We start from the raw sequence: 19901 nt of genomic DNA, 5'->3' as shown, positions 1-19901 counted from the left end.
CGGGGCTCTGAGCGCCGCCCAGGTGGCCGCCTTTCATGAGCACTGCCCGGGCGCCGAGGGCGCGCAGTGCTTCACCTTGTTGCCGCATGGCGGTTTCGTCGGCGGCGGGCGCATCGGCGCCGACGAGTGCCGCCGCTTCGTCCAAATTGGGTGTGACGAGCCCGGCGAGGGGCAGCAGCTCTTCGCGCAGGGCGTAAGCGGCGTCGGGGGCCAAGAGCGCATGGCCGTTCTTCGACAACATGACCGTATCGAGCACGACGCGAGCGGGCTGATGGCGGCGCAATGCCGCCGCGACCGCGCGCACGATGTCGGCGTTCGCCAACATGCCGATCTTGACCGCGTCGATGCGGATGTCTTCGAATACGGCATCGAGTTGCGCCGTGACGAATGCGCTATCGGGCGCATGGACGGCGCGCACGCCATGCGTGTTTTGGGCGGTTAGCGCCGTGATGACGCTCGCGCCATAGACGCCGAGCGCGGAGAACGTCTTCAGATCGGCCTGGATGCCGGCACCGCCGCTCGAGTCGGAGCCGGCGATCGTCAGGACGTTAGGGGGCGTGCGGGTCATGTGGAGCGGGGGCGGAGTCAGTGTTTGACCTCGCCGATCAGCGCCACGGAATCGAATGCGCGCTGATTGGCCTGATGGCGGCGCATGACGAGCCACATCATGAGGCAGACGAACGAGCCGAACAAGACGATCACGACCGATACCGGCACGTCGAGCCAGACGAGCACGGCATAAAGGCAGAGCATGACGAGCACGGACAGATTCTCGTTGAAATTTTGCACGGCGATCGAATGGCCGGCCGACAGCAGAACGTGCCCGCGATGCTGCAGGAGTGCGTTCATCGGCACGACGAAGAAGCCCGAAAGCGCGCCGACGACCATCAAGAAGAGATAGGCGATGATGAGATAACCGGCGACGTGCATGCGGCCGAAGTAAAAACCCCAGTTCGACGGGATGAGATGGCGCGTGTAGAACGCCATCGCCATCACGGCGAGCCCCATCAAGATGCCGACCGGCAGCACCGACAGCGATTTCTTGAGCGGCACGCGCGCCGCCGCGAACACCGCGCCGCCGGCCACGCCGACGGCAACGATGGCTTGAAGGATCGCCCCTTCCGAGAGCGACATGCCGAGCGAGACTTCCGCCCATTTGAGGACGATGAATTGCAGCGTGGCGCCCGCGCCCCAGAACAGCGTCGTCACGGCGAGCGAGATCTGGCCGAGCTTGTCGTGCCAGAGCGTCAGAAAGCAATCGGCGAAATCGGTGATGAGCCGGATCGGCCCGTGTTGCTGCTTCGGGTAGCGCGCGCCGGTATCCGGAATGCGCAGATTGAACAGGGCGGCCGTGACGTAGATGACCATGATGACGAGCATGGCCGCTTCGGCCGGCGTGCTGACGAACGGAATGCGATGCTTGAGGATGTGCGCGGCGATGTGCGGGCTGATCAGCGCGCCGCCGAGCACCGTGCCGAGGATGATCGAGGCGACCGTGGTGCCTTCGATCCAGCCGTTCGCCGCGACGAGCCGCTCGGGCGGCAGCAGTTCCGTCAAGATGCCGTACTTGGCCGGCGAGTACGCGGCGGCGCCGAAGCCGACGATGCCGTAGGCGGCCAGCGGGTGCGCTCCGACCATCATGACGCAGCAGCCGACGATCTTGATCGTGTTCGTCGCGAACATGACCCTACCCTTGGGACGCGAATCGGCGAAAGCGCCGACGAACGCGGCGAGCACGACATACGACAGGACGAAGAACAGCTTGAGCAGCGGCGTCATCCAGTTCGGGGCATGGAGATCTTTGAGCAGTGCAATGGCGGCGATCAGAAGGGCGCTATCGGCCAGCGACGAGAAAAACTGCGCGGCCATGATGGAGTAAAAACCTTTTTTCATCTGATGCGGTGCGGTCCTTTGCGGCGCGTCCTCCCCGGACGCGAGTGACGCGTTAGGACTTAGGCCGTTCGAAATGGGTTGTGCGCACGGCTTTATATCACGAAAATAGGTGGCTTCGGACGGCCGGCGCGCCGCCCGCACGGCGCACGATCACCCTTCGGGCGCTTGACAATGCGCCATCTGATCCCGATCCGCCTCTTCCTATTACGAAAAAACGCCATGCCGCGCCCGCTTCTCGCCACCATCCACACCGCCGCTCTGGCGGGCAATCTCGCGGTTGTCCGCTCGCGCGCTCCGAACTCCAAAGTGTGGGCCGTCGTCAAGGCCAACGCCTACGGCCATGGGCTCGCGCGCGCGTTCCCAGGCCTGCGGGCGACGGACGGCTTCGGCTTGCTCGACCTCGAAGAGGCCGTGAAGCTGCGCGAGCTCGGGTGGGCGGGCCCCATCCTCCTGTTGGAAGGGTTTTTCCGTCCGACCGATATCGACGTGATCGATCGCTATAGTCTGACCACGACGGTGCACTGCGACGAGCAATTGCGGATGCTCGAGATGGCGCGCCTGTCCAAGCCCGTCAACATCCAGTTGAAGATGAACAGCGGGATGAACCGGCTCGGCTACACGCCCGAGAAATTCCGGGCGGCTTGGGAGCGGGCTCGGGCATGTCCCGGCATCGGGCAAATCGTGCTCATGACCCATTTTTCCGACGCCGACGGCGAACGCGGAATCGACCACCAGATCGACGCGTTCGAGCGCGGAGCCGAAGGGATCGCCGGTGCGCGCAGTCTGTCGAATTCCGCCGCCACGCTTTGGCATCCGCGCGCCCATTTCGACTGGGTCCGGCCCGGCATCATCCTGTACGGCGCATCGCCGTCGGGCGTGCCGTCCGACATCGACGGAGCGGGACTGCAGCCGGCCATGACGCTTGCCTCGGAACTCATCGGCGTGCAAACGCTCGCAAAGGGACAGACCGTCGGCTACGGCTCCGCCTTCACGGCGAGCGCGCCGATGCGCGTCGGCGTGGTGGCGTGCGGCTATGCCGACGGCTATCTGCGCTGCGCGCCCGAAGGCACGCCCGTCATCGTGGACGGCGTGCGCACGCGGCTGGTGGGGCGCGTCTCGATGGACATGCTGACCGTCGATCTGACGCCGTGCCCGGCCGCGGCGGTCGGTGCGCGCGTGGAACTATGGGGGGCGCAGCTGCCTATCGACGATGTGGCGCGCGCTTGCGGCACGATCGGCTACGAGCTCATGTGCGCGGTTGCGCAACGCGTGCCGGTGCTGGCCGAATAACGGGCCGTTCGTTTTTCGCTGTCGGATCTCATTTCTACGATCGTAGGATCGATAAAAAGAACGAAAGAACGCTTAAGGACCGCGCGTGGCAAAACAAAAGACGGCTTACACCTGTACGGAATGCGGCGGTCAATCGCCGAAGTGGCAAGGGCAGTGCCCCTCCTGCAACGCCTGGAACACGCTGGTCGAAACGGTCGCGCCGAGCGCCGGCGCGCATCGCTTTCAATCGCTCGCCAAGAATGCGCCGGTGCAGCGGCTCGCCGATATCGAGGCGGCCGACGTACCGCGCTTCTCCACAGGTATCAGCGAGTTCGATCGCGTGCTCGGTGGCGGCTTCGTGGAGGGCGGCGTCGTGCTGATCGGCGGCGATCCGGGCATCGGCAAGTCGACGCTGCTGTTGCAGTCGCTCGCTTCGCTATCCGGCGATCGGCGCGCGCTCTATATCAGCGGCGAGGAATCGGCGGCTCAAATCGGCTTGCGCGCGCAGCGCCTGGCGCTACTCGAACCGGGCTCGCGGGCGGCCGACTTGCAACTGCTGGCGGAGATTCAGCTCGAGAAGATCCAGGCGGCGATCGAAGCCGAGCAGCCTGACGTCGCCGTTGTCGATTCGATCCAAACGATCTATTCCGATGCGCTGACGTCCGCGCCCGGGTCCGTCGCGCAGGTGCGCGAATGCGCGGCTCAACTCACGCGGATCGCGAAGCAATCGGGCACGACGATCGTCATGGTCGGGCACGTGACGAAAGAGGGGAGCTTGGCCGGCCCGCGCGTGCTGGAGCATATCGTCGACACCGTGTTGTATTTCGAAGGGGATACGCATTCGTCGTTCCGGCTCGTGCGTGCATTCAAGAACCGCTTCGGCGCCGTCAACGAACTCGGCGTGTTCGCGATGACAGAGCGCGGGTTGCGCGGCGTCGCGAATCCGTCGGCGCTGTTCTTGTCGCAGCACGAGCAGATCGTGCCCGGCTCTTGCGTGCTCGTGACCCAGGAGGGTTCGCGTCCGCTGCTCGTGGAAATTCAGGCGCTCGTCGATACGGCGCAGGTGCCGAACCCGCGGCGGCTGGCAGTGGGGCTCGAGCAAAACCGGCTCGCGATGCTGCTGGCCGTGCTCCATCGTCATGCGGGCATCGCATGCTTCGATCAAGACGTCTTCCTCAACGCGGTCGGCGGCGTGAAGATCGCCGAGCCGGCGGCCGATCTCGCCGTGCTGCTCGCCATTCATTCTTCGATGCGCAACAAGCCGTTGCCCAAGGGATTGATCGTCTTCGGGGAAGTGGGCCTCGCGGGCGAGATCAGGCCCTCGCCGCGCGGGCAGGAGCGCTTGAAGGAAGCGGCGAAGCTCGGCTTCACTGCCGCATTGATCCCGAAGGCGAATGCCCCTAAGCAGCCGATCGACGGGTTGCAGGTGTTGGCCGTCGACCGGATCGAGCAAGCGATCGACCGGATCAAGGAGCTCGAGTAGCCGGGCAACGAGCGACGGAGGCCGATGGGCGTGCCTTTACCGCCCTCACGCTTCGTCGCTCGTCCGATCGGTGGGCGTTTGCGCGTCCAAGCGGAACAGCAGATGCTCGCGCGCCTCTTCGACCGTCAGCACCGGAGAGACACAGCAATCGCGCGGCTCGAGCAGCTCTACCCATGTGGCCAGGCGGTGCGTGGCGATGTGCTCGGCCATCTCGCGCGTCAATGCGATGGCATCCGGGCCGCCGATGGCTTGACCCAAGCTCCAGTGGCGCGATGCCCAATCGGGGCGGCCCAGCGCGCGACACAGCCGCTCCCAGAATTTCAATTCGAGCGCACCGACGGCTAGCCATCGCCCGTCGGCGGTTCGATAGACGTTGTAGCAGGGCACGCCGCCGTTGAGCAGCCCATGGCCGGCGCGCAATTGTTCACGGTTGCCCGGCGCGCCGCGATCGGCATTTTCGAGCGTCGCTTGCGCTGCGACATTGCTGGCATGGATCGAATGCGTCATCGAGACGTCGACGAACGCGCCGTCGCCGCCGCGCGAGACCTGCCAGAGCGCCGCCAGGATGCGCGTGACGGCGGGCAGGGCGCCGCCGAGCAAATCGGCGATCTGGATGTTCGGGACGATGGGCGTGCCGTCCGTCGCCGCAAGCTGATCGAGCACGCCGGCATAGGCGAGGTAGTTCAAGTCGTGGCCGGGCCGTTGGGAGAACAGGCCTGCCGAACCGTAGCCCGTGATCGCGCAATAGACGAGCCTCGGGTTGACCTGAAGCAGGCTCGCGTAATCGAGCCCGAGCTTTTCCATCACGCCCGGGCGGAAGCTCTCGACGAGCACGTGCGATTCGCGCACGAGCGCGCGCAACACGGTGCGTCCCGTTTCGGACTTCAGATCGAGCCGTGTCTCGCGCTTGCCTCGATTGACGAGGCGATAAAAGCTGCTGGGGATGCCGCTCGCGCGGTCGGCCGGTGCTTGCATCATGGTGCGAGCCGGATCGCCGGCGCCGGGTTCCTCGATTTTCAGCACGTCGGCGCCGAGTTCCGCGAGCCGCAACGTCGCGAGCGGGCCAGGCAGCAAGCGCGTGAGGTCGAGCACACGCAAGCCATGCAGCGGAGCATCGGTCGTCAACGTACCCTCCTTCCATCTTGACGGCTCGGCCCTTGCGCAATGGGCCGCGAGCGCCGCATGCCGTGGCGCGCCTAGCCGATTTGTTCGAGTTCCTCCTGCGCGTCGAGCCATTCGGCTTCGAGCGCTTCGAGGCGCGCGTGAACTTCGCCTTGACGCTTCAGTGCGCGGGTCAGCTCGGCCTTTTTGTCCGGCTCGTAGCTTGCCGGGTCCGCAACGAAAGCATCGAGTGTCGCCTTTTCCGCGTTCAGCGCGTCCATTTCCTTTTCGAGCTTCGCTATCCGTGTTTGCAGCGGTTTCTTCAGGTGCGCTAGCTTTTGACGTGCCTCGGCTTCCTGGCGACGTTGATCCTTGCGATTGCTCGGCGACGTTTCGCCGTCGAGCGCATTGGCGCCTGATGCACCCGGCACGCCGGCCTGCCCTTGGCTTGCCGCTTTCGCTGCTGCTCGCGTTTCGGCGGCGTGTTGCAGCAGCCAATCTCGGTAGTCGTCGAGGTCGCCGTCGAACGGCTGCAGCCGATGCTTGGCGACGAGCATGAACTGATCGGTGCTTGCGCGCAGCAAGTGGCGATCGTGCGAGACGAGAATCAGCGTGCCTTCGAACTGGGCGAGGGCCATCGTCAGCGCGTAGCGCGTCTCGAGATCGAGGTGGTTCGTCGGCTCGTCGAGCAGCAGCAGGTTCGGCTTTTGCCAGATGATCAGCGCCAGCGCGAGCCGCGCTTTCTCGCCCCCGGAGAACGGGCCGATCGGCGAGCTGGCCATGTCGCCCGAAAAATTGAAGCCGCCGAGGAAGTCGCGCAATTCCTGCTCGCGCGCCTCCGGGGCGATGCGGGCCAAATGGGCGAGCGGCGAATCGTCGGGCCGCAGCGTTTCCAGCTGATGTTGGGCGAAGTAGCCGATCGCGAGACCGCGGCCCGCGCGCATCGTGCCGCCGAGCGGCTCGAGCGTGCCCGCTAGCGTTTTGACGAGCGTCGACTTGCCTTGGCCGTTCGCGCCGAGCAGGCCGATGCGCTGGCCGTTTTGCACCGACAGCGTCACGCCGTCCAAAATGGGAATTTCGATCCCGTCGTCTCCGCGATAGCCACAGCGCACGTCTTCCATGACGAGCATCGGGTTGGGCGCGGCGTCGGGCGTGCGGAACTCGAACGTGAACGGCGACGCCGCGTGCGCGGGAGCGATCCGCTCCATCTTTTCGAGCGCTTTCATCCGGCTCTGCGCTTGGCGAGCTTTGGTCGCCTTGGCCTTGAAGCGGTCGATGAAGCTTTGCAGATGGGCGATCGTCTTCTGCTGCTTTTCGTAGGCGTTTTGCTGCAGCGCGAGTTGCTGTGCGCGCAGGATCTCGAACTGCGAGTAGTTGCCGCCGTAGCGCTTCACTTGACGATTCTCGAGGTGGAGCGTGACGTTGCAGACCGAATCGAGGAATTCGCGATCGTGCGAAATGACGACGAGCGTGCCGGCATAGCGGCCGAGCCAATCTTCGAGCCAGACGATGGCGTCGAGGTCCAGGTGGTTCGTGGGCTCGTCGAGCAGCAGCAGATCGGAGCGGCACATGAGCGCCTGGGCCAGATTCAGGCGCATCCGCCAGCCGCCCGAAAAGCTCGCCACTTGCTCGCGCGTTTGCGCGAGCGTGAAGCCGAGGCCGAGCAACAGCGCTTCGGCGCGGGCCGGCGCCGTGTAGCCGTCGGCGTCGGCGAACGCCGCGTGCGCGTGGGCCAGCGCTTCGCCGTCGTGAGCCGCTTCGGCGTGCGCGATGCGCACTTCAATCTCGCGCAGGGCGGCGTCGCCGTCGAGCGTGTATTCGAGCGCCGTTTTCTCGGCGGCGGGCGTTTCTTGGGCGACATGCGCGATGCGCCACGAGGGCGGCAGCGAGAAGTCGCCGGCGTCCGCATGGAGATCGCCGCGCAGCACGGAAAACAGGGTGGACTTGCCCGCGCCGTTGGCGCCGACGAGCCCGGCCTTTTCACCGGGGTTCAGCGTGAACGAGGTGGCGTCGAAAAGCGGCTTGACGCCGCGGGCGAGGCTGAATTGATTGAAACGGATCACGACGGGGCCGGCTGCTCGAAAAGCGCTATTTTACCGGTGGGACGCATGCGCGTGCCGATCCTGGCGGGCGCGGCGCGATTCTTTCGCATAGACTTGCGTTTTTCTCTCGGAGGCGGCTCGGTGAGTACGCTCTATACGTTTTCCACGCGCACGCTCGGCGGCGAGGCGGTCAGCCTCGAGCGCTACCGCGGCAAGGTCTTGCTCATCGTCAATACGGCCAGCGAATGCGGGTTCACGCCGCAGTACGCGGGCTTGCAGCAGCTTTATGAGCGCTTTGGCGGGCGCGGGTTCGAGGTGCTCGGCTTCCCGTGCAACCAGTTCGGCAAGCAGGAGCCGGGCGACGCCGCGCAGATCGGCAGCTTTTGCGAGAAAAACTTCGGCGTGACGTTCCCGTTGTTCGAAAAGATCGACGTGAAAGGGCCGCATGCGCATCCGTTGTTTCAGTACCTGACCGACGAGAGGCGGGGGCTGTTCGGCACGAAGGCGATCAAGTGGAATTTCACGAAGTTTCTCGTCGATCGCCAAGGCAACGTGCTCGAACGGTATGCGCCGAAAACGAAGCCGGAGGAGATTGCGGCGCGGATCGAGGCGTTGCTCTGACACGCCCTGCGAGACGTGACGTCGTCGCGGCAGTGAGCTTGGTGCGCAATGTATGGCCATGGGAGCCCAACGCGTTGCCACCAATGGCGCGTGGAAATTTGCGCGCTGAAGCATTGCGCTCCAGCCTAGGACGGGATAACCCCGCCTTGCTTACAAAATCGGCGAAAACAGTCGCGCCACGTGCATGACGATGCGACGCGCAGCCGGTGCGTCGCGATATTCGTGGTGCGTCACTTCCGTCGCTTCGCCGAAATCACGCTCTAGCATGGCCTCCACTTCTCGGGCGAAGGCATGATCGATCGTCAGCACCATGATCTCGAAATTGAGCCGGAACGAACGATTATCGAGATTGGCGCTGCCGATCGCCGCGGCGACGTCGTCGATCAGCACCACCTTTTGATGCAGAAACCCCGGCCCATAGCGGAAGATGCGCACGCCCGCGCGCACGAGATCGTAGGCGTACAGCTTCGAGGCCTCGAACACGACGTAGTGATCGCGCCGGCTCGGAATCAGAATGCGCACGTCGACGCCACGCATGACGGCCAGCCGCAGTGCCGAAAATACGGCTTCATCCGGCACCAGATAGGGCGTCGTGATCCATACGCGCGTCCGCGCGGCGTTGATCGCCTCGACGAAGAATAACGAACCCGTTTCCTGCTTGTCCGCCGGTCCGGGGGCAATGACGAGGCAGTGCATGTCGGCGTCGTCGGCCGCATCTTCCGGCTCGTGCGGCTCCTCCGCCTGCGACGGCTCCAGCTTCGGCAAGCGCTGCGTCGCCCAGTGCCAATCCTCGATGAAGACGAACTGCACGCTTGCCACCACCGGGCCGCGCACTTCGATGTGCGTGTCGCGCCATGGGGACAGCCGAGGATTGCCGCCAAGATACTCGACGCCGACGTTGTGGCCGCCCACGAACGCGCGTTCGCCGTCGACGACGACGATTTTCCGATGATTGCGGAAATTGAGCTGAAAGCGATTGACGAAACGCCGATTCGTGGCGAACGGGTGCATCTCGATGCCGCCCTCGAGCAATTCCGACACGTATCGCTGTGGCAAGTCGAAGCTGCCGATGCTGTCATAGAGGAAGCACACGCGCACGCCTTGCGCCGCCTTCGCGAGCAGCAGTTCCTTGAGCTTGTCGCCGAGCGCATCGTCGCGGACGATGAAGAACTGGATCAGCACGTAATGGCGTGCATGCTCGATCGCATCGAGAATCGCGGCGAACGTCGCTTCGCCGTTCACGAGCGTACGCACACGGTTGCCCGGCAGAAACGGCATGCCGGACAGATGCGTCAGCGCCCGCACGACGGCATGGCCGAGCGCCTCGGCCGGACGTCCCATCGACGAAGCATGGGTGTCCCAGGCGTTCGGATGGGCCTGCGTGCGCAGCAATTCGCTCTCGATGCGGCGCTTGTCGACATACCCCGAGAACCGGCTGCGCCCCAAGAAGAGGTAGGGAATCACCGTGACATAGGGCGCGGCCACGAGCGACACGGCCCACGCGATCGCGCCTTGCGACGTGCGCGTGTTGAGGATGGCATGGCCGGCGGCGATCACTCCGATCGCGTGGGCGGCGAAGATCAGGCTACCGAGAGAAAGCCAGTCGAAGTGCATGAGCGGTCGTGAACAGGCGTCTTGGGGTGTCTGCGAGGCGCGGCGCGATGCGTTTCGCGCGATCCAGGTGCATCTTACCGAAGCGCCGGATTGAGGGGCAGGTTAACCCGGAATCGGGCATGCGCGCCTGGCGAAATGCGCGCTTGTTCGGTCAAGCGTCGCCATAAAGTAGGATGCCCGCTGCAATCGACACTTGAGCGATGGCATAGGAAAACCAAATCGCATACTCGCTGCCCGGAAAGGGGCTCAGGAAACGGTCGATGCCGATCATGGCGTCGGAGGCGACGAATGCAAGGCCGCCCAGCGGTAGGGCGGGGCTAGCCGGCCGAGCAAGAAGTGCGAGGCTCGCCATCGCGCACAATGCGAGCATGTAGACGGCCACGGGCACGGCCAGCTCGCCCAAATGCGGGAGGAACACGAAATACATGGCGGCCGTGGCTGCGCAGAGCAATGCGACGGCTGCCTGCCGCCAGCTTGGCCGTCCACGCCGGGGGCCGCGATCGGCCGCCGCGCCGAACGCGCGGGGGGACAACAGGGCGCAATAGGCGAGGTGCGCAACGAGGAACGCGCCCAGCCCGCCGACGAACGAAAACCCGAGTTGCGGCAGCGCGAGCAGCGCGTCGCCCACACCCGATGCCGCGAGCGCCACCATCAGCCGCAGCCGTTCGCTCATCGGCTCGTGGCGTGCACACGCGAGGAACAGCAGCGCACACATCAGCACTTTGGCGGCGGCCTGGTCGGGATACGGCGCATCGCGCAGCGACACGCCGTAGGCGAGCGCCGCACCGGCCGCTAAGAACCACAGCCGGCGAGTTTGGGATGCGGCGCTGTCGAAGGTGCTCTCTACGTCGCCGTCATCGCCGTCATCGCCGAGACGGCCGTTATCGTAGGGGCCGCCACCATCGCTGAATTCGCCGGATGCGGCGCGCGCTCGGCCTTCCTCCCCGGTGGCCGGCTGGCCGTTGTTCTCGTCGTGATCGCATTTGCCCATCGGCGCTGGTTCGGGGGCGGGCATTTGGGGCGATGCCTCTCGAAGGGCGATCGACCGTCAAGCGGCCGGCAAATCGCTGGCCTGGATCAGGAACACCGTGTCGTCGCCGGCGCTCGTCGTCAGCCAAACCAGATCGAGCCCGCCGAACGCCGCTTCGACATTCGCCCGTTCGTTGCCGATCTCGACGACGAGCAGGCCATCGTCGGTCAGCCAGTTGCGTGCTTCCTTGAGGATGCGGCGCACGACGTCCATGCCGTCTTCGCCGCCGGCGAGCGCGAGTTCAGGCTCGTGCCGGTACTCGGCGGGCAGCGCGTCCATCGAGGCCTGGTTCACATACGGCGGGTTGGCGATGATGACGTCGTAGCGGCGCTCGGGCAGCGGGGCGAACAGATCGCCCTCGGACAGCGCGACGCGATCGTCGAGCGCATAATCCGAGACGTTCACATGTGCGACTTCGAGCGCAGCGGCCGAAATATCGACGGCGTCGACGTCGGCATTGGGAAACGCATGCGCGGCGAGAATCGCGAGGCACCCCGAGCCCGTGCAGAGCTCGAGCACCGCACTGACTTCATCGGGATCGGCCACGTACGGCTGCAACCCGTCTTCCAGCAATTCGCCGATGAACGAGCGCGGCACGATGACGCGCTCGTCGACGTAAAAGCGCAGCCCGTGCATCCAGGCTTCCTGCGTAATGTAGGCCGCCGGGACATGCTGCGTTGCGCGGCGCTCGACGACTTTCAACACGGCATCGATTTCCTCGTCGAGCAAACGGGCGTCGAGAAACGGATCGAGCGTATCGAGCGTATCGAGCGGCAAATGCAGCGTGTGCAGAACCAGATAGGCGGCCTCGTCATAGGCGCTCGCGCTGCCGTGGCCGAAGGCGAGCTCGGCTTGATTGAAGCGCGACACTGCGAAGCGCAGCAAGTCGCGAACGGTGCGAAACGGCGTACTCATCGCTTTGTCTCCTCGTGCCGTGCCGGGCGCGTCATGCGATCAACGCTTCGAGCACGCGCCGGTAGATGTTCTTCAACGGATCGACGAACGCGAGCTCGATATGCTCGTCGATCTTGTGGATACTGCCGTTCGGCGGACCGAATTCGACCACTTGCTTGCAGATGCGCGCGATGAAGCGCCCATCGGACGTGCCGCCCGTCGTCGACAGCTCCGTCGTCACGCCCGTTTCGTCCTTGATCGCGCGCTCGAGTGCTCCCGAGAGCTCGCCGCGCGGCGTGAGGAACGGGTGGCCGCTCACGGTCCAATCGAGCTCGTAGTCGAGCCCGTGCTTGTCGAGAATCGCATGCACGCGCTGCTGCAGTCCTTCGACCGTGCTGGCCGTCGAGAAACGGAAGTTGAACGTCAGCTCGGCACGGCCAGGAATGACGTTGCTCGCACCGGTGCCGCTGTGCAGGTTCGACACTTGCCACGTGGTGGGCGGGAAATATTCGTTGCCTTCGTCCCAATGCTCGGCCACGAGCTCCGTCAGCGCGGGCGCCATCAGGTGAATCGGGTTGCGCGCGAGATGCGGGTATGCGATATGGCCTTGCACGCCTTTGACGGCGAGCTTGCCCGACATCGAGCCGCGGCGGCCGTTCTTGACGACGTCGCCGAGCGTGTGGGTGGAGGTGGGCTCGCCGACGATGCAGTAATCGAGCGTTTCGCCGCGCGAGCGCAGTGCCTCGACGACCTTCACGGTGCCGTCGGTGGCCGGGCCTTCCTCGTCGCTCGTGATCAAGAAGGCGATCGAGCCGCGATGATTCGGGTGTGCCGCGATGAATTCCTCGCTCGCGACGACGAAGCCCGCGAGCGACGTTTTCATGTCGGCCGCGCCGCGCCCATAGAGCTTGCCGTCGCGATGCGTCGGCACGAACGGAGGCGAGCTCCATTGCTCGAGCGGGCCCGTGGGCACGACGTCGGTGTGGCCCGCGAACGCGAGCAGCTTGCCGCGCGTGCCGTCCGTGCCGCGCTTGACGGCCCAAAGGTTCGTGACGCCGTGCGATTCGATCGTCTCGCAAGTGAAGCCGGCGGCGTCCAGCCGTTCGATCAGCAGCTTTTGGCAATGCTGGTCGTCTGGGGTGACCGAGGCGCGCGCAATCAGTTGTTCGGTGAGGGCAAGGGTGCCGGACATGGGTTCAAAGGCCGTTTCGTGCGTGATGAAAAAATGCCGGCGGTCACAGGCCGGCAGGCGATGCTCGCATTGTGCCGCCGCGCGGCGACCGATTCCCAGTCCACCGAACGGATAGTGCCCTGTCCCGCAAGTTCCTTTGATATGAAATCGCCCAGTTGGCCGCCAGGCGGCGTCGCTCGTCGTTGCCATAGCGACGGCTATGGCGCCTCCTCCCTCCTTGCCTGACGACCAACTGGACCATTTCATTTATCAAAGAACTTACGGGACAGGACACTAGGTGCCGAGACTGCGTGCCGCATCGCACAGGGGCAGCGCGGCACTCGCGCTAGGCGAACAGCGCTGCGTACTCCTCGGCGGAAAAGCCGACCGATTTCACGCGGCCGTCCACGACGACGACCGGCCGCTTCACGATCGACGGCTTTTCGACCATCAGCGCGATGGCGCCTTGCCGCGTATCGGCGGCCGCCTTCGCTTCGTCGGACAGCGCGCGCCAGGTCGTGCCGCGGCGGTTGAGCAAGATGTCGAGCGGCACGTCGGCGAGCCATGCGTCGACGAGCCCCGCCGTGAGTCCCGCTTTCTTGAAGTCGTGGAATTCGAACGCGACGCCGTTCTCGTCCAGCCACGTGCGGGCCTTCTTGACGGTATCGCAGTTCGGAATGCCGTAGACCACGGTGCGCGCCGCGCTCATCAATCGCCTCGCAGCAGTTCGTTCAGGCCGACCTTGGCGCGCGTCTTCGCGTCGACCTTCTTGACGATCACGGCGCAGTACAGGCTGTGCGAGCCATCCTTCGCCGGCAGGTTGCCGGCCACGACGACCGAGCCCGGCGGCACGTAGCCATAGGTGACTTCGCCCGTTTCGCGATCGTAGATCTTCGTGCTTTGGCCGAGGTAGACGCCCATCGAGATGACCGAGTTCTCGCCGACGATCACGCCTTCGACGACTTCGGAGCGCGCGCCGATGAAGCAGTTGTCCTCGATGATGACCGGGTTCGCCTGCAGCGGCTCGAGCACGCCGCCGATGCCGACGCCGCCCGAGAGGTGCACGTTCTTGCCGATCTGCGCGCACGAGCCCACCGTCGCCCACGTATCGACCATCGTGCCTTCGTCGACGTAGGCTCCGATGTTCGTGTACGACGGCATCAAGACGACGTTCTTGGCGATGAAGGAGCCGCGGCGCGCGATCGCGGGCGGCACGACGCGAAAGCCGCCGGCCGCGAAATCCTCTGCCGTATAGCTCGCGAACTTCGAGGGCACCTTGTCGTAGAACTGCGAATAGCCGCCGGCGGACATCGGCGCGTTGTCCTCGAGGCGGAACGAGAGCAGCACGGCCTTCTTCAGCCATTGATTGACGATCCACTGGCCGTCGCGCTTTTCGGCGACGCGCAAAAGGCCCTTGTCGAGTTGCTCGATCGCATGCGCGACGGCTTCGCGCACTTCGGCAGGCGCCGCCTTCGGCGACAGCTCGGCACGGTTTTCCCAGGCGTTGTCGATGATGGTCTGAATGTGTTGCGACATGTCGGTAGTTTCGCTAAATGAAGTCGAGGGATGACGGGTGCGGGGCAGCGGCGCTTCGGCACGCGGCTCGGGTCTTGCGGCGCTTGCCGCGCGGATCAGCGCGCGAGGCCGCGGCAGAAATCGACGATGCGTTTGGCGCCATCGACGCATTCGCCCACGTCGGCGACGAGCGCCATGCGAACGAAATTGCGGCCGGGGTTCGCCCCGTGCGCGGTGCGCGCCAGGTAGGAGCCGGGTAGGACGGTCACATTATAGTCGGCGTACAAACGCCGGGCGAACTCGGTGTCGGTCAAGCCCGTGCGTTCGACGTTCGCCCACAGGTAGAACGCGGCGTCGGGCAGCTTGACGTCGAGCACCTCGGCGAGCATCGGCGTGATCGTCGAAAACTTCGAGACGTATTTGGCGCGATTTTCCCGCACGTGCGCTTCGTCGCTCCAGGCGGCGCTGCTTGCCGCTTGGTAGACGGGCGAGAGGGCGGCGCCGTGATAGGTGCGATAGAGCAGGAAGCGCTTCAGGAGCGCCGCATCGCCCGCGACGAAGCCCGAACGCATGCCAGGCACGTTCGAGCGCTTGGACAAGCTGGAAAGCATGACGAGCCGCTCGAAGCCGCGGCCGAGCAGATGGGCTGCCTGAAGGCCGCCCAGCGGCGGATTGGCTTCATCGAAGTAGATCTCCGAATAGCATTCGTCCGACGCGATCACGAAGCCGTGCGCGTCCGACAGCGCGAACAGCTCGCGCCAATCGTCGAGCGTGAGCACGGCGCCCGTCGGGTTGCCCGGCGAGCAGACGTAGAGCAGTTGCGTGCGGGCCCAGACGTCGCCGGGCACTTGCCCGTAATCGCAGGCGAAGTTGCGAGCCGGATCGCTGTTGACGAAATAAGGCTCGGCGCCCGCGAGCAGCGCCGCGCCTTCATAGATCTGATAGAACGGGTTCGGGCACAGCACGACCGCGCCAGGGCGCGTGCCGTCGACGACCGTCTGCGCGAGCGCGAAGAGCGCCTCGCGCGAGCCCGAGACGGGCAGCACTTCGGTGGCGGCATCGAGCGCGGGCAGGCCGTAGCGGCGCATCGCCCAGCCGGCGATGGCTTCGCGCAGCGCGGGAGAGCCGATCGTGGCCGGGTAGCTCGACAGCGTGTCCAGCGAGGCGACGACGGCCTCGCGGACCAGCGCGGGCGTCGCGTGTTTCGGCTCGCCGATGCCGAAGCTGATGTGCGGCAAGTCCGCGGGCGGCGTTGCGTCTTTCAGCAGCGCGCGCAGCTTTTCGAACGGATAGGGCTGGAGACGGTCGAGTAGCGGATTCACGTCGGGCTCGGCGGGAACGATGTGGGAGGGCGTCGAAACGCACCGAAACGCACGTGCGCGCTTGCGCGCGGACCGTGCGGAAAGGGCGACATTATAGCGTGGCGGGGGCGCGCCCGATGTGCCCGATGCGTGCGCGGCGCCTGCCGATATCCGCTCGATGTGCCCGGCCGCCGGGCAGCGCCCCGGGCCGGCGGCGGTGCCGCGGGTCTGCGATGGTATGATTGCCACTTGCTCGCGGGGCATGCGCTCGATATCGAGAGCGCGTGCCATTCGCGGCCTCAAAAGCATCGCGGCGACGGCCCGCCGCGCATGCGCCGCGGCGGCTTGGCCAACGGGCCGGCAGGCGGCGTCGTGCGCGGGCAAGGCCGGCCGCGTTTTTGTTCGACCCTTCAAAACAGCGATATCGCCGTGCGTCTGACCTCGATCAAGCTCGCTGGCTTCAAGTCCTTCGTCGATCCCACGCATTTCCAGGTACCGGGGCAGCTCGTCGGTGTGGTGGGCCCGAATGGGTGCGGCAAATCCAACATCATCGATGCCGTGCGCTGGGTGCTCGGCGAGTCGCGCGCGTCCGAGCTGCGCGGCGAATCGATGCAGGACGTCATCTTCAACGGCTCGACGGCGCGCAAGCCGGGCAGCCGCGCGAGCGTCGAGCTCGTGTTCGACAACTCGGAAGGGCGCGCGGCCGGCCAGTGGGGCCAATACGGTGAAATCGCCGTGAAGCGCGTGCTCACGCGCGACGGCACCTCGAGCTACTACATCAACAACCTGCCCGCGCGGCGGCGCGACATCCAGGACATCTTTCTCGGCACGGGCCTCGGCCCGCGCGCCTACGCGATCATCGGCCAGGGCATGATCGCCCGGATCATCGAGGCGAAGCCCGAAGAGCTGCGCGTATTCCTCGAGGAAGCCGCGGGCGTGTCGAAGTACAAGGAGCGCCGGCGCGAAACGGAAAATCGCCTGCACGACACGCGAGAAAACCTCACGCGCGTCGAAGACATCGTGCGCGAGCTCGGCGCGAACCTCGAAAAGCTCGAGGGGCAGGCCATCGTCGCGACCAAATTCAAGGAACTGCAGGCCGACGGCGAGGAGAAGCAGCGCTTGCTGTGGCTCTTGCGCAAGAACGAAGCCGCCGCCGAGCAGAGCCGCCAGCAGCGCCTGATTTCCGAAGCGCAGATCGATCTCGAAGCGCAGACGGCCAAGCTGCGCGAGGTCGAAGCCGATCTCGAGACGCTGCGCGTCGCGCACTATGCGGCCAGCGACGCGATGCAAGGCGCGCAGGGCTCGCTCTACGAGGCCAACGCCGAGGTCAGCCGGCTCGAAGCGGAGATCAAGTTCGTCATCGAATCGCGCAACCGCGTGCAAGCGCAGATTGCGGCGCTCACGGCGCAGCGCGAGCAGTGGCAAGCCCAAGCGGAGAAAGCGCGCGACGATCTCGAGCAAGCGGAGGAGCAGCTTGCCGTCGCCGAGGAAAAGGCCGTGCTCGCGGAAGAGGAAGCCGCGGCCAAGCACGACGAACTGCCGGCGCTCGAAGCGCGTTGGCGCGACGCGCAGACGCAACTGAACGAAGAGCGTGCCGGCATCGCACAGACGGAGCAGGCGCTCAAGCTCGAGGCCGCGCATCAGCGCAACGCCGATCAGCAATTGCAGCAGCTGCAGCAGCGCCACGAGCGCCTCAAGGCCGAGGCGGGCGGCTTGGACGTGCCGGACGAGGCGCAGCTCGAAGAGCAGCGGATGCAACTCGCCGAGCAGGAAGAAATTCTGAGCGACGCGCAGGCGCAGCTGACGCAGGCGCAAGAGACGCTGCCGCGCGTCGAGGCCGAGCGCCGCGCCGCGCAGGATCGCGTGCAAAGCGAGAGCGCGCAGATTCACCAGTTCGAGGCGCGGCTCGTCGCGCTCAAGCAATTGCAGGAAAACGTGCAGACCGAGGGCAAGATTCAACCCTGGCTCGACAAGCACGAGCTCGCGGCGTTGCCGCGGCTATGGAAGAAGCTGCACGTCGAGGCGGGCTGGGAAACCGCGCTCGAGTCCATTTTGCGCGAACGGCTCGCCGCGCTGGAAATCTCGAATCTCGACTGGGTGCGCGCGTTCGCGAGCGATGCGCCGCCGGCCAAGCTAGCCTTCTACGCGCCGCCTCAGGCCGGCGCGCCGCGCGAAACGCCGGCCGGTTTCACGCCGCTCTTGTCGCTCATGCGCATCGACGACGCCGGCTTGCGTGCCGTGCTGAACGAATGGCTGGGCCAGGCCTACGTGGCCGACGATCTGACGCAGGCGCTCGCGAAGCGTTCGCAGTTGCCCGAGGGGGCGATGCTCGTCGTGAAGGCGGGCCACGTCGTCACGCGTGTCGGCGTCCAGTTGTATGCCGCCGATTCCGAGCAAGCCGGCATGCTGGCCCGCCAGCAGGAAATCGAGAACCTCACGCGCCAGCTGCGGGCGCAAACGCTGCTCGCCGACGAAGCGAAGACGGCCGCGATTCGTGCCGAGGCGGCCCACACGCAAGCGTCGCAGGCCATGACCGATGCGCGTGCCCAGGTCGAGCGCGCGACGCAGCGGGTCCATGCGCTGCAGCTCGACGTGCTCAAGCTCACGCAAGCGCACGAACGTTATACGCAGCGCAGCACGCAGATTCGCGAGGAACTCGAAGAGATCGCCGCGCAAATCGAAGAACAGAGGGCGCAGCGCGCCGAGTCGGAGGCGAATTTCGAGCGCCACGACGGCGAGCTCGCGCAGTTGCAGGCGCGCTTCGAAGATAACCAACTCGCGTTCGAATCGCTCGACGAGCACTTGTCGGCGGCGCGCACGCAAGCGCGCGAGCTCGAGCGGGCGGCCACCGATGCGCGCTTCGCCGCCCGCAACATGGCAGCCCGCATCGACGAGCTCAAACGCAGCATCCAAGTCGCGCACGAGCAGAGCGAACGCATTGCCGGCACGCTCGAGGACGCGCGCGCCGAGCTCGAAACGATCAATGAGCAAACGACGCACACGGGCCTGCAAGAGGCGCTCGAAGTGCGGTCGCAGAAGGAGGCGGCGCTGTCGGCGGCGCGTCACGAGCTCGACGACTTGACGGCCAAGCTGCGCCAGGCCGACGAAACGCGCCTGACGGCGGAGCGCTCGCTGCAGCCGCTGCGCGATCGGATCACCGAGCTTCAACTCAAGGAGCAAGCGGCCCGCATCGCCGGCGAGCAGTTCATCGAGCAGTTGCAAGCTACGGGCGTCGACGAAGCGCAGTTGCAGGCGAAGCTGATGCCCGAGATGAAGCCGTCGTATCTGCAGGGCGAGGTGACGCGCATCAACAACGCGATTACGGCGCTCGGCCCCGTGAACATGGCCGCGCTCGACGAGCTCGCCGCGGCCAAGGAGCGCAAGACGTTCCTCGACGCGCAGTCGGAGGACTTGACACGCGCGATCGAGACGCTCGAAGACGCGATCCGCAAGATCGACCAAGAAACGCGCACGTTGCTGCAAGGCACGTTCGACGAAGTGAATCGGCATTTCGGCGAGCTGTTCCCGCGCCTGTTCGGCGGCGGGCAGGCGAAGCTGATCATGACGGGCGACGAGATTCTCGACGCGGGCGTTCAGGTGATGGCGCAGCCGCCGGGCAAGAAGAATTCGACGATCCACCTGCTGTCGGGCGGCGAGAAGGCGCTGACTGCCACGGCGCTCGTGTTCGCGATGTTCCAGCTCAATCCGGCGCCGTTCTGCCTGCTCGACGAAGTCGATGCGCCGCTCGACGACGCCAATACCGAACGCTTCGCGAACCTCGTGCGGGCGATGTCGGACAAGACGCAGTTCCTGTTCATCTCGCACAACAAGATCGCGATGGAAATGGCGCAGCAGCTGATCGGCGTGACGATGCAAGAGCAAGGTGTCTCGCGCATCGTGGCCGTGGACATGGAAACGGCTGCCGGTTTCGCCCAGAATACCGTCTAACGAGCGGGTCCGCGCCGGC

General features: G+C 65.6%; 15 protein-coding genes. 4 read left to right on the top strand and 11 right to left on the bottom strand.

The window, feature by feature from the left end; all coding sequences use genetic code 11:
- Both thiD and lplT read right to left on the bottom strand, forming a co-directional pair.
- Window positions 1-568, bottom strand: a 568-nt coding sequence (thiD, locus tag ACTHNZ_RS17865) for a bifunctional hydroxymethylpyrimidine kinase/phosphomethylpyrimidine kinase (protein ID WP_440543883.1), incomplete at its 3' end; no start/stop codon positions are given.
- 17 nt (window positions 569-585) lie between these two features.
- Complete coding sequence (gene lplT, locus ACTHNZ_RS17860) at window positions 586-1893, bottom strand: lysophospholipid transporter LplT (RefSeq protein WP_440543882.1); 1308 nt, start codon at window positions 1891-1893, stop codon at window positions 586-588.
- 219 nt (window positions 1894-2112) lie between these two features.
- On the opposite strand from lplT, the gene alr reads away from it, so the two are divergent.
- Together alr and radA are read left to right on the top strand one after the other, a co-directional pair.
- On the top strand, window positions 2113-3183 hold the full coding sequence (alr, locus tag ACTHNZ_RS17855; protein WP_440543881.1) for an alanine racemase: 1071 nt from the start codon (window positions 2113-2115) through the stop codon (window positions 3181-3183).
- 85 nt (window positions 3184-3268) lie between these two features.
- Window positions 3269-4645 carry a DNA repair protein RadA gene (radA, locus tag ACTHNZ_RS17850; protein ID WP_440543880.1) on the top strand — a complete coding sequence of 459 codons (1377 nt, stop codon included), beginning with the start codon at window positions 3269-3271 and terminating at the stop codon, window positions 4643-4645.
- Between the two features lie 45 nt (window positions 4646-4690).
- Here the strand turns inward: radA and ACTHNZ_RS17845 are convergent, their stop codons facing one another.
- Both ACTHNZ_RS17845 and ACTHNZ_RS17840 read right to left on the bottom strand, forming a co-directional pair.
- Window positions 4691-5752: a CaiB/BaiF CoA transferase family protein gene (locus tag ACTHNZ_RS17845; RefSeq protein ID WP_440543888.1), complete on the bottom strand. Its 1062-nt coding sequence runs from the start codon at window positions 5750-5752 to the stop codon at window positions 4691-4693.
- Between the two features lie 89 nt (window positions 5753-5841).
- Window positions 5842-7809 carry an ATP-binding cassette domain-containing protein gene (locus ACTHNZ_RS17840; RefSeq protein ID WP_440543879.1) on the bottom strand — a complete coding sequence of 656 codons (1968 nt, stop codon included), beginning with the start codon at window positions 7807-7809 and terminating at the stop codon, window positions 5842-5844.
- A gap of 120 nt (window positions 7810-7929) precedes the next feature.
- On the opposite strand from ACTHNZ_RS17840, the gene ACTHNZ_RS17835 reads away from it, so the two are divergent.
- Window positions 7930-8409, top strand: coding sequence for a glutathione peroxidase (locus tag ACTHNZ_RS17835; protein ID WP_440543878.1), 480 nt, complete (start codon window positions 7930-7932; stop codon window positions 8407-8409).
- 150 nt (window positions 8410-8559) lie between these two features.
- Here the strand turns inward: ACTHNZ_RS17835 and cls are convergent, their stop codons facing one another.
- From cls to dapC, 7 genes are all read right to left on the bottom strand, one after another.
- Window positions 8560-10023 carry a cardiolipin synthase gene (gene cls, locus ACTHNZ_RS17830; protein WP_440543877.1) on the bottom strand — a complete coding sequence of 488 codons (1464 nt, stop codon included), beginning with the start codon at window positions 10021-10023 and terminating at the stop codon, window positions 8560-8562.
- Between the two features lie 151 nt (window positions 10024-10174).
- Window positions 10175-10828, bottom strand: a complete 654-nt coding sequence (locus ACTHNZ_RS17825; RefSeq protein ID WP_440543887.1) for a lysoplasmalogenase — start codon at window positions 10826-10828, stop codon at window positions 10175-10177.
- Window positions 10829-11071: 243 nt separating this feature from the next.
- Window positions 11072-11968: a 50S ribosomal protein L3 N(5)-glutamine methyltransferase gene (gene prmB, locus ACTHNZ_RS17820; protein ID WP_440543876.1), complete on the bottom strand. Its 897-nt coding sequence runs from the start codon at window positions 11966-11968 to the stop codon at window positions 11072-11074.
- A 31-nt stretch (window positions 11969-11999) separates the two neighbouring features.
- Window positions 12000-13139, bottom strand: coding sequence for a succinyl-diaminopimelate desuccinylase (gene dapE, locus ACTHNZ_RS17815; protein ID WP_440543875.1), 1140 nt, complete (start codon window positions 13137-13139; stop codon window positions 12000-12002).
- A 325-nt stretch (window positions 13140-13464) separates the two neighbouring features.
- Entirely contained in the window at window positions 13465-13827 is a 363-nt protein-coding gene (locus tag ACTHNZ_RS17810) for an ArsC family reductase (RefSeq protein WP_440543874.1), read from the bottom strand.
- Window positions 13827-14654, bottom strand: a complete 828-nt coding sequence (dapD, locus tag ACTHNZ_RS17805) for a 2,3,4,5-tetrahydropyridine-2,6-dicarboxylate N-succinyltransferase (protein ID WP_440543873.1) — start codon at window positions 14652-14654, stop codon at window positions 13827-13829. Before dapD ends, ACTHNZ_RS17810 begins: the two co-directional genes overlap by 1 nt.
- 95 nt (window positions 14655-14749) lie before the next feature.
- On the bottom strand, window positions 14750-15955 hold the full coding sequence (gene dapC / locus ACTHNZ_RS17800) for a succinyldiaminopimelate transaminase (RefSeq protein ID WP_440543872.1): 1206 nt from the start codon (window positions 15953-15955) through the stop codon (window positions 14750-14752).
- 408 nt (window positions 15956-16363) lie between these two features.
- Between dapC and smc the strand changes: the two genes are divergently transcribed.
- On the top strand, window positions 16364-19882 hold the full coding sequence (gene smc / locus ACTHNZ_RS17795; RefSeq protein ID WP_440543871.1) for a chromosome segregation protein SMC: 3519 nt from the start codon (window positions 16364-16366) through the stop codon (window positions 19880-19882).
- Window positions 19883-19901 lie beyond the last annotated feature (19 nt).

This window comes from Trinickia sp. (genome assembly GCF_051953955.1).
Taxonomy (GTDB): domain Bacteria; phylum Pseudomonadota; class Gammaproteobacteria; order Burkholderiales; family Burkholderiaceae; genus Trinickia.
Note: the sequence above shows the minus strand (reverse complement) of the source record. Positions and strands in the feature narration are given on the sequence as shown.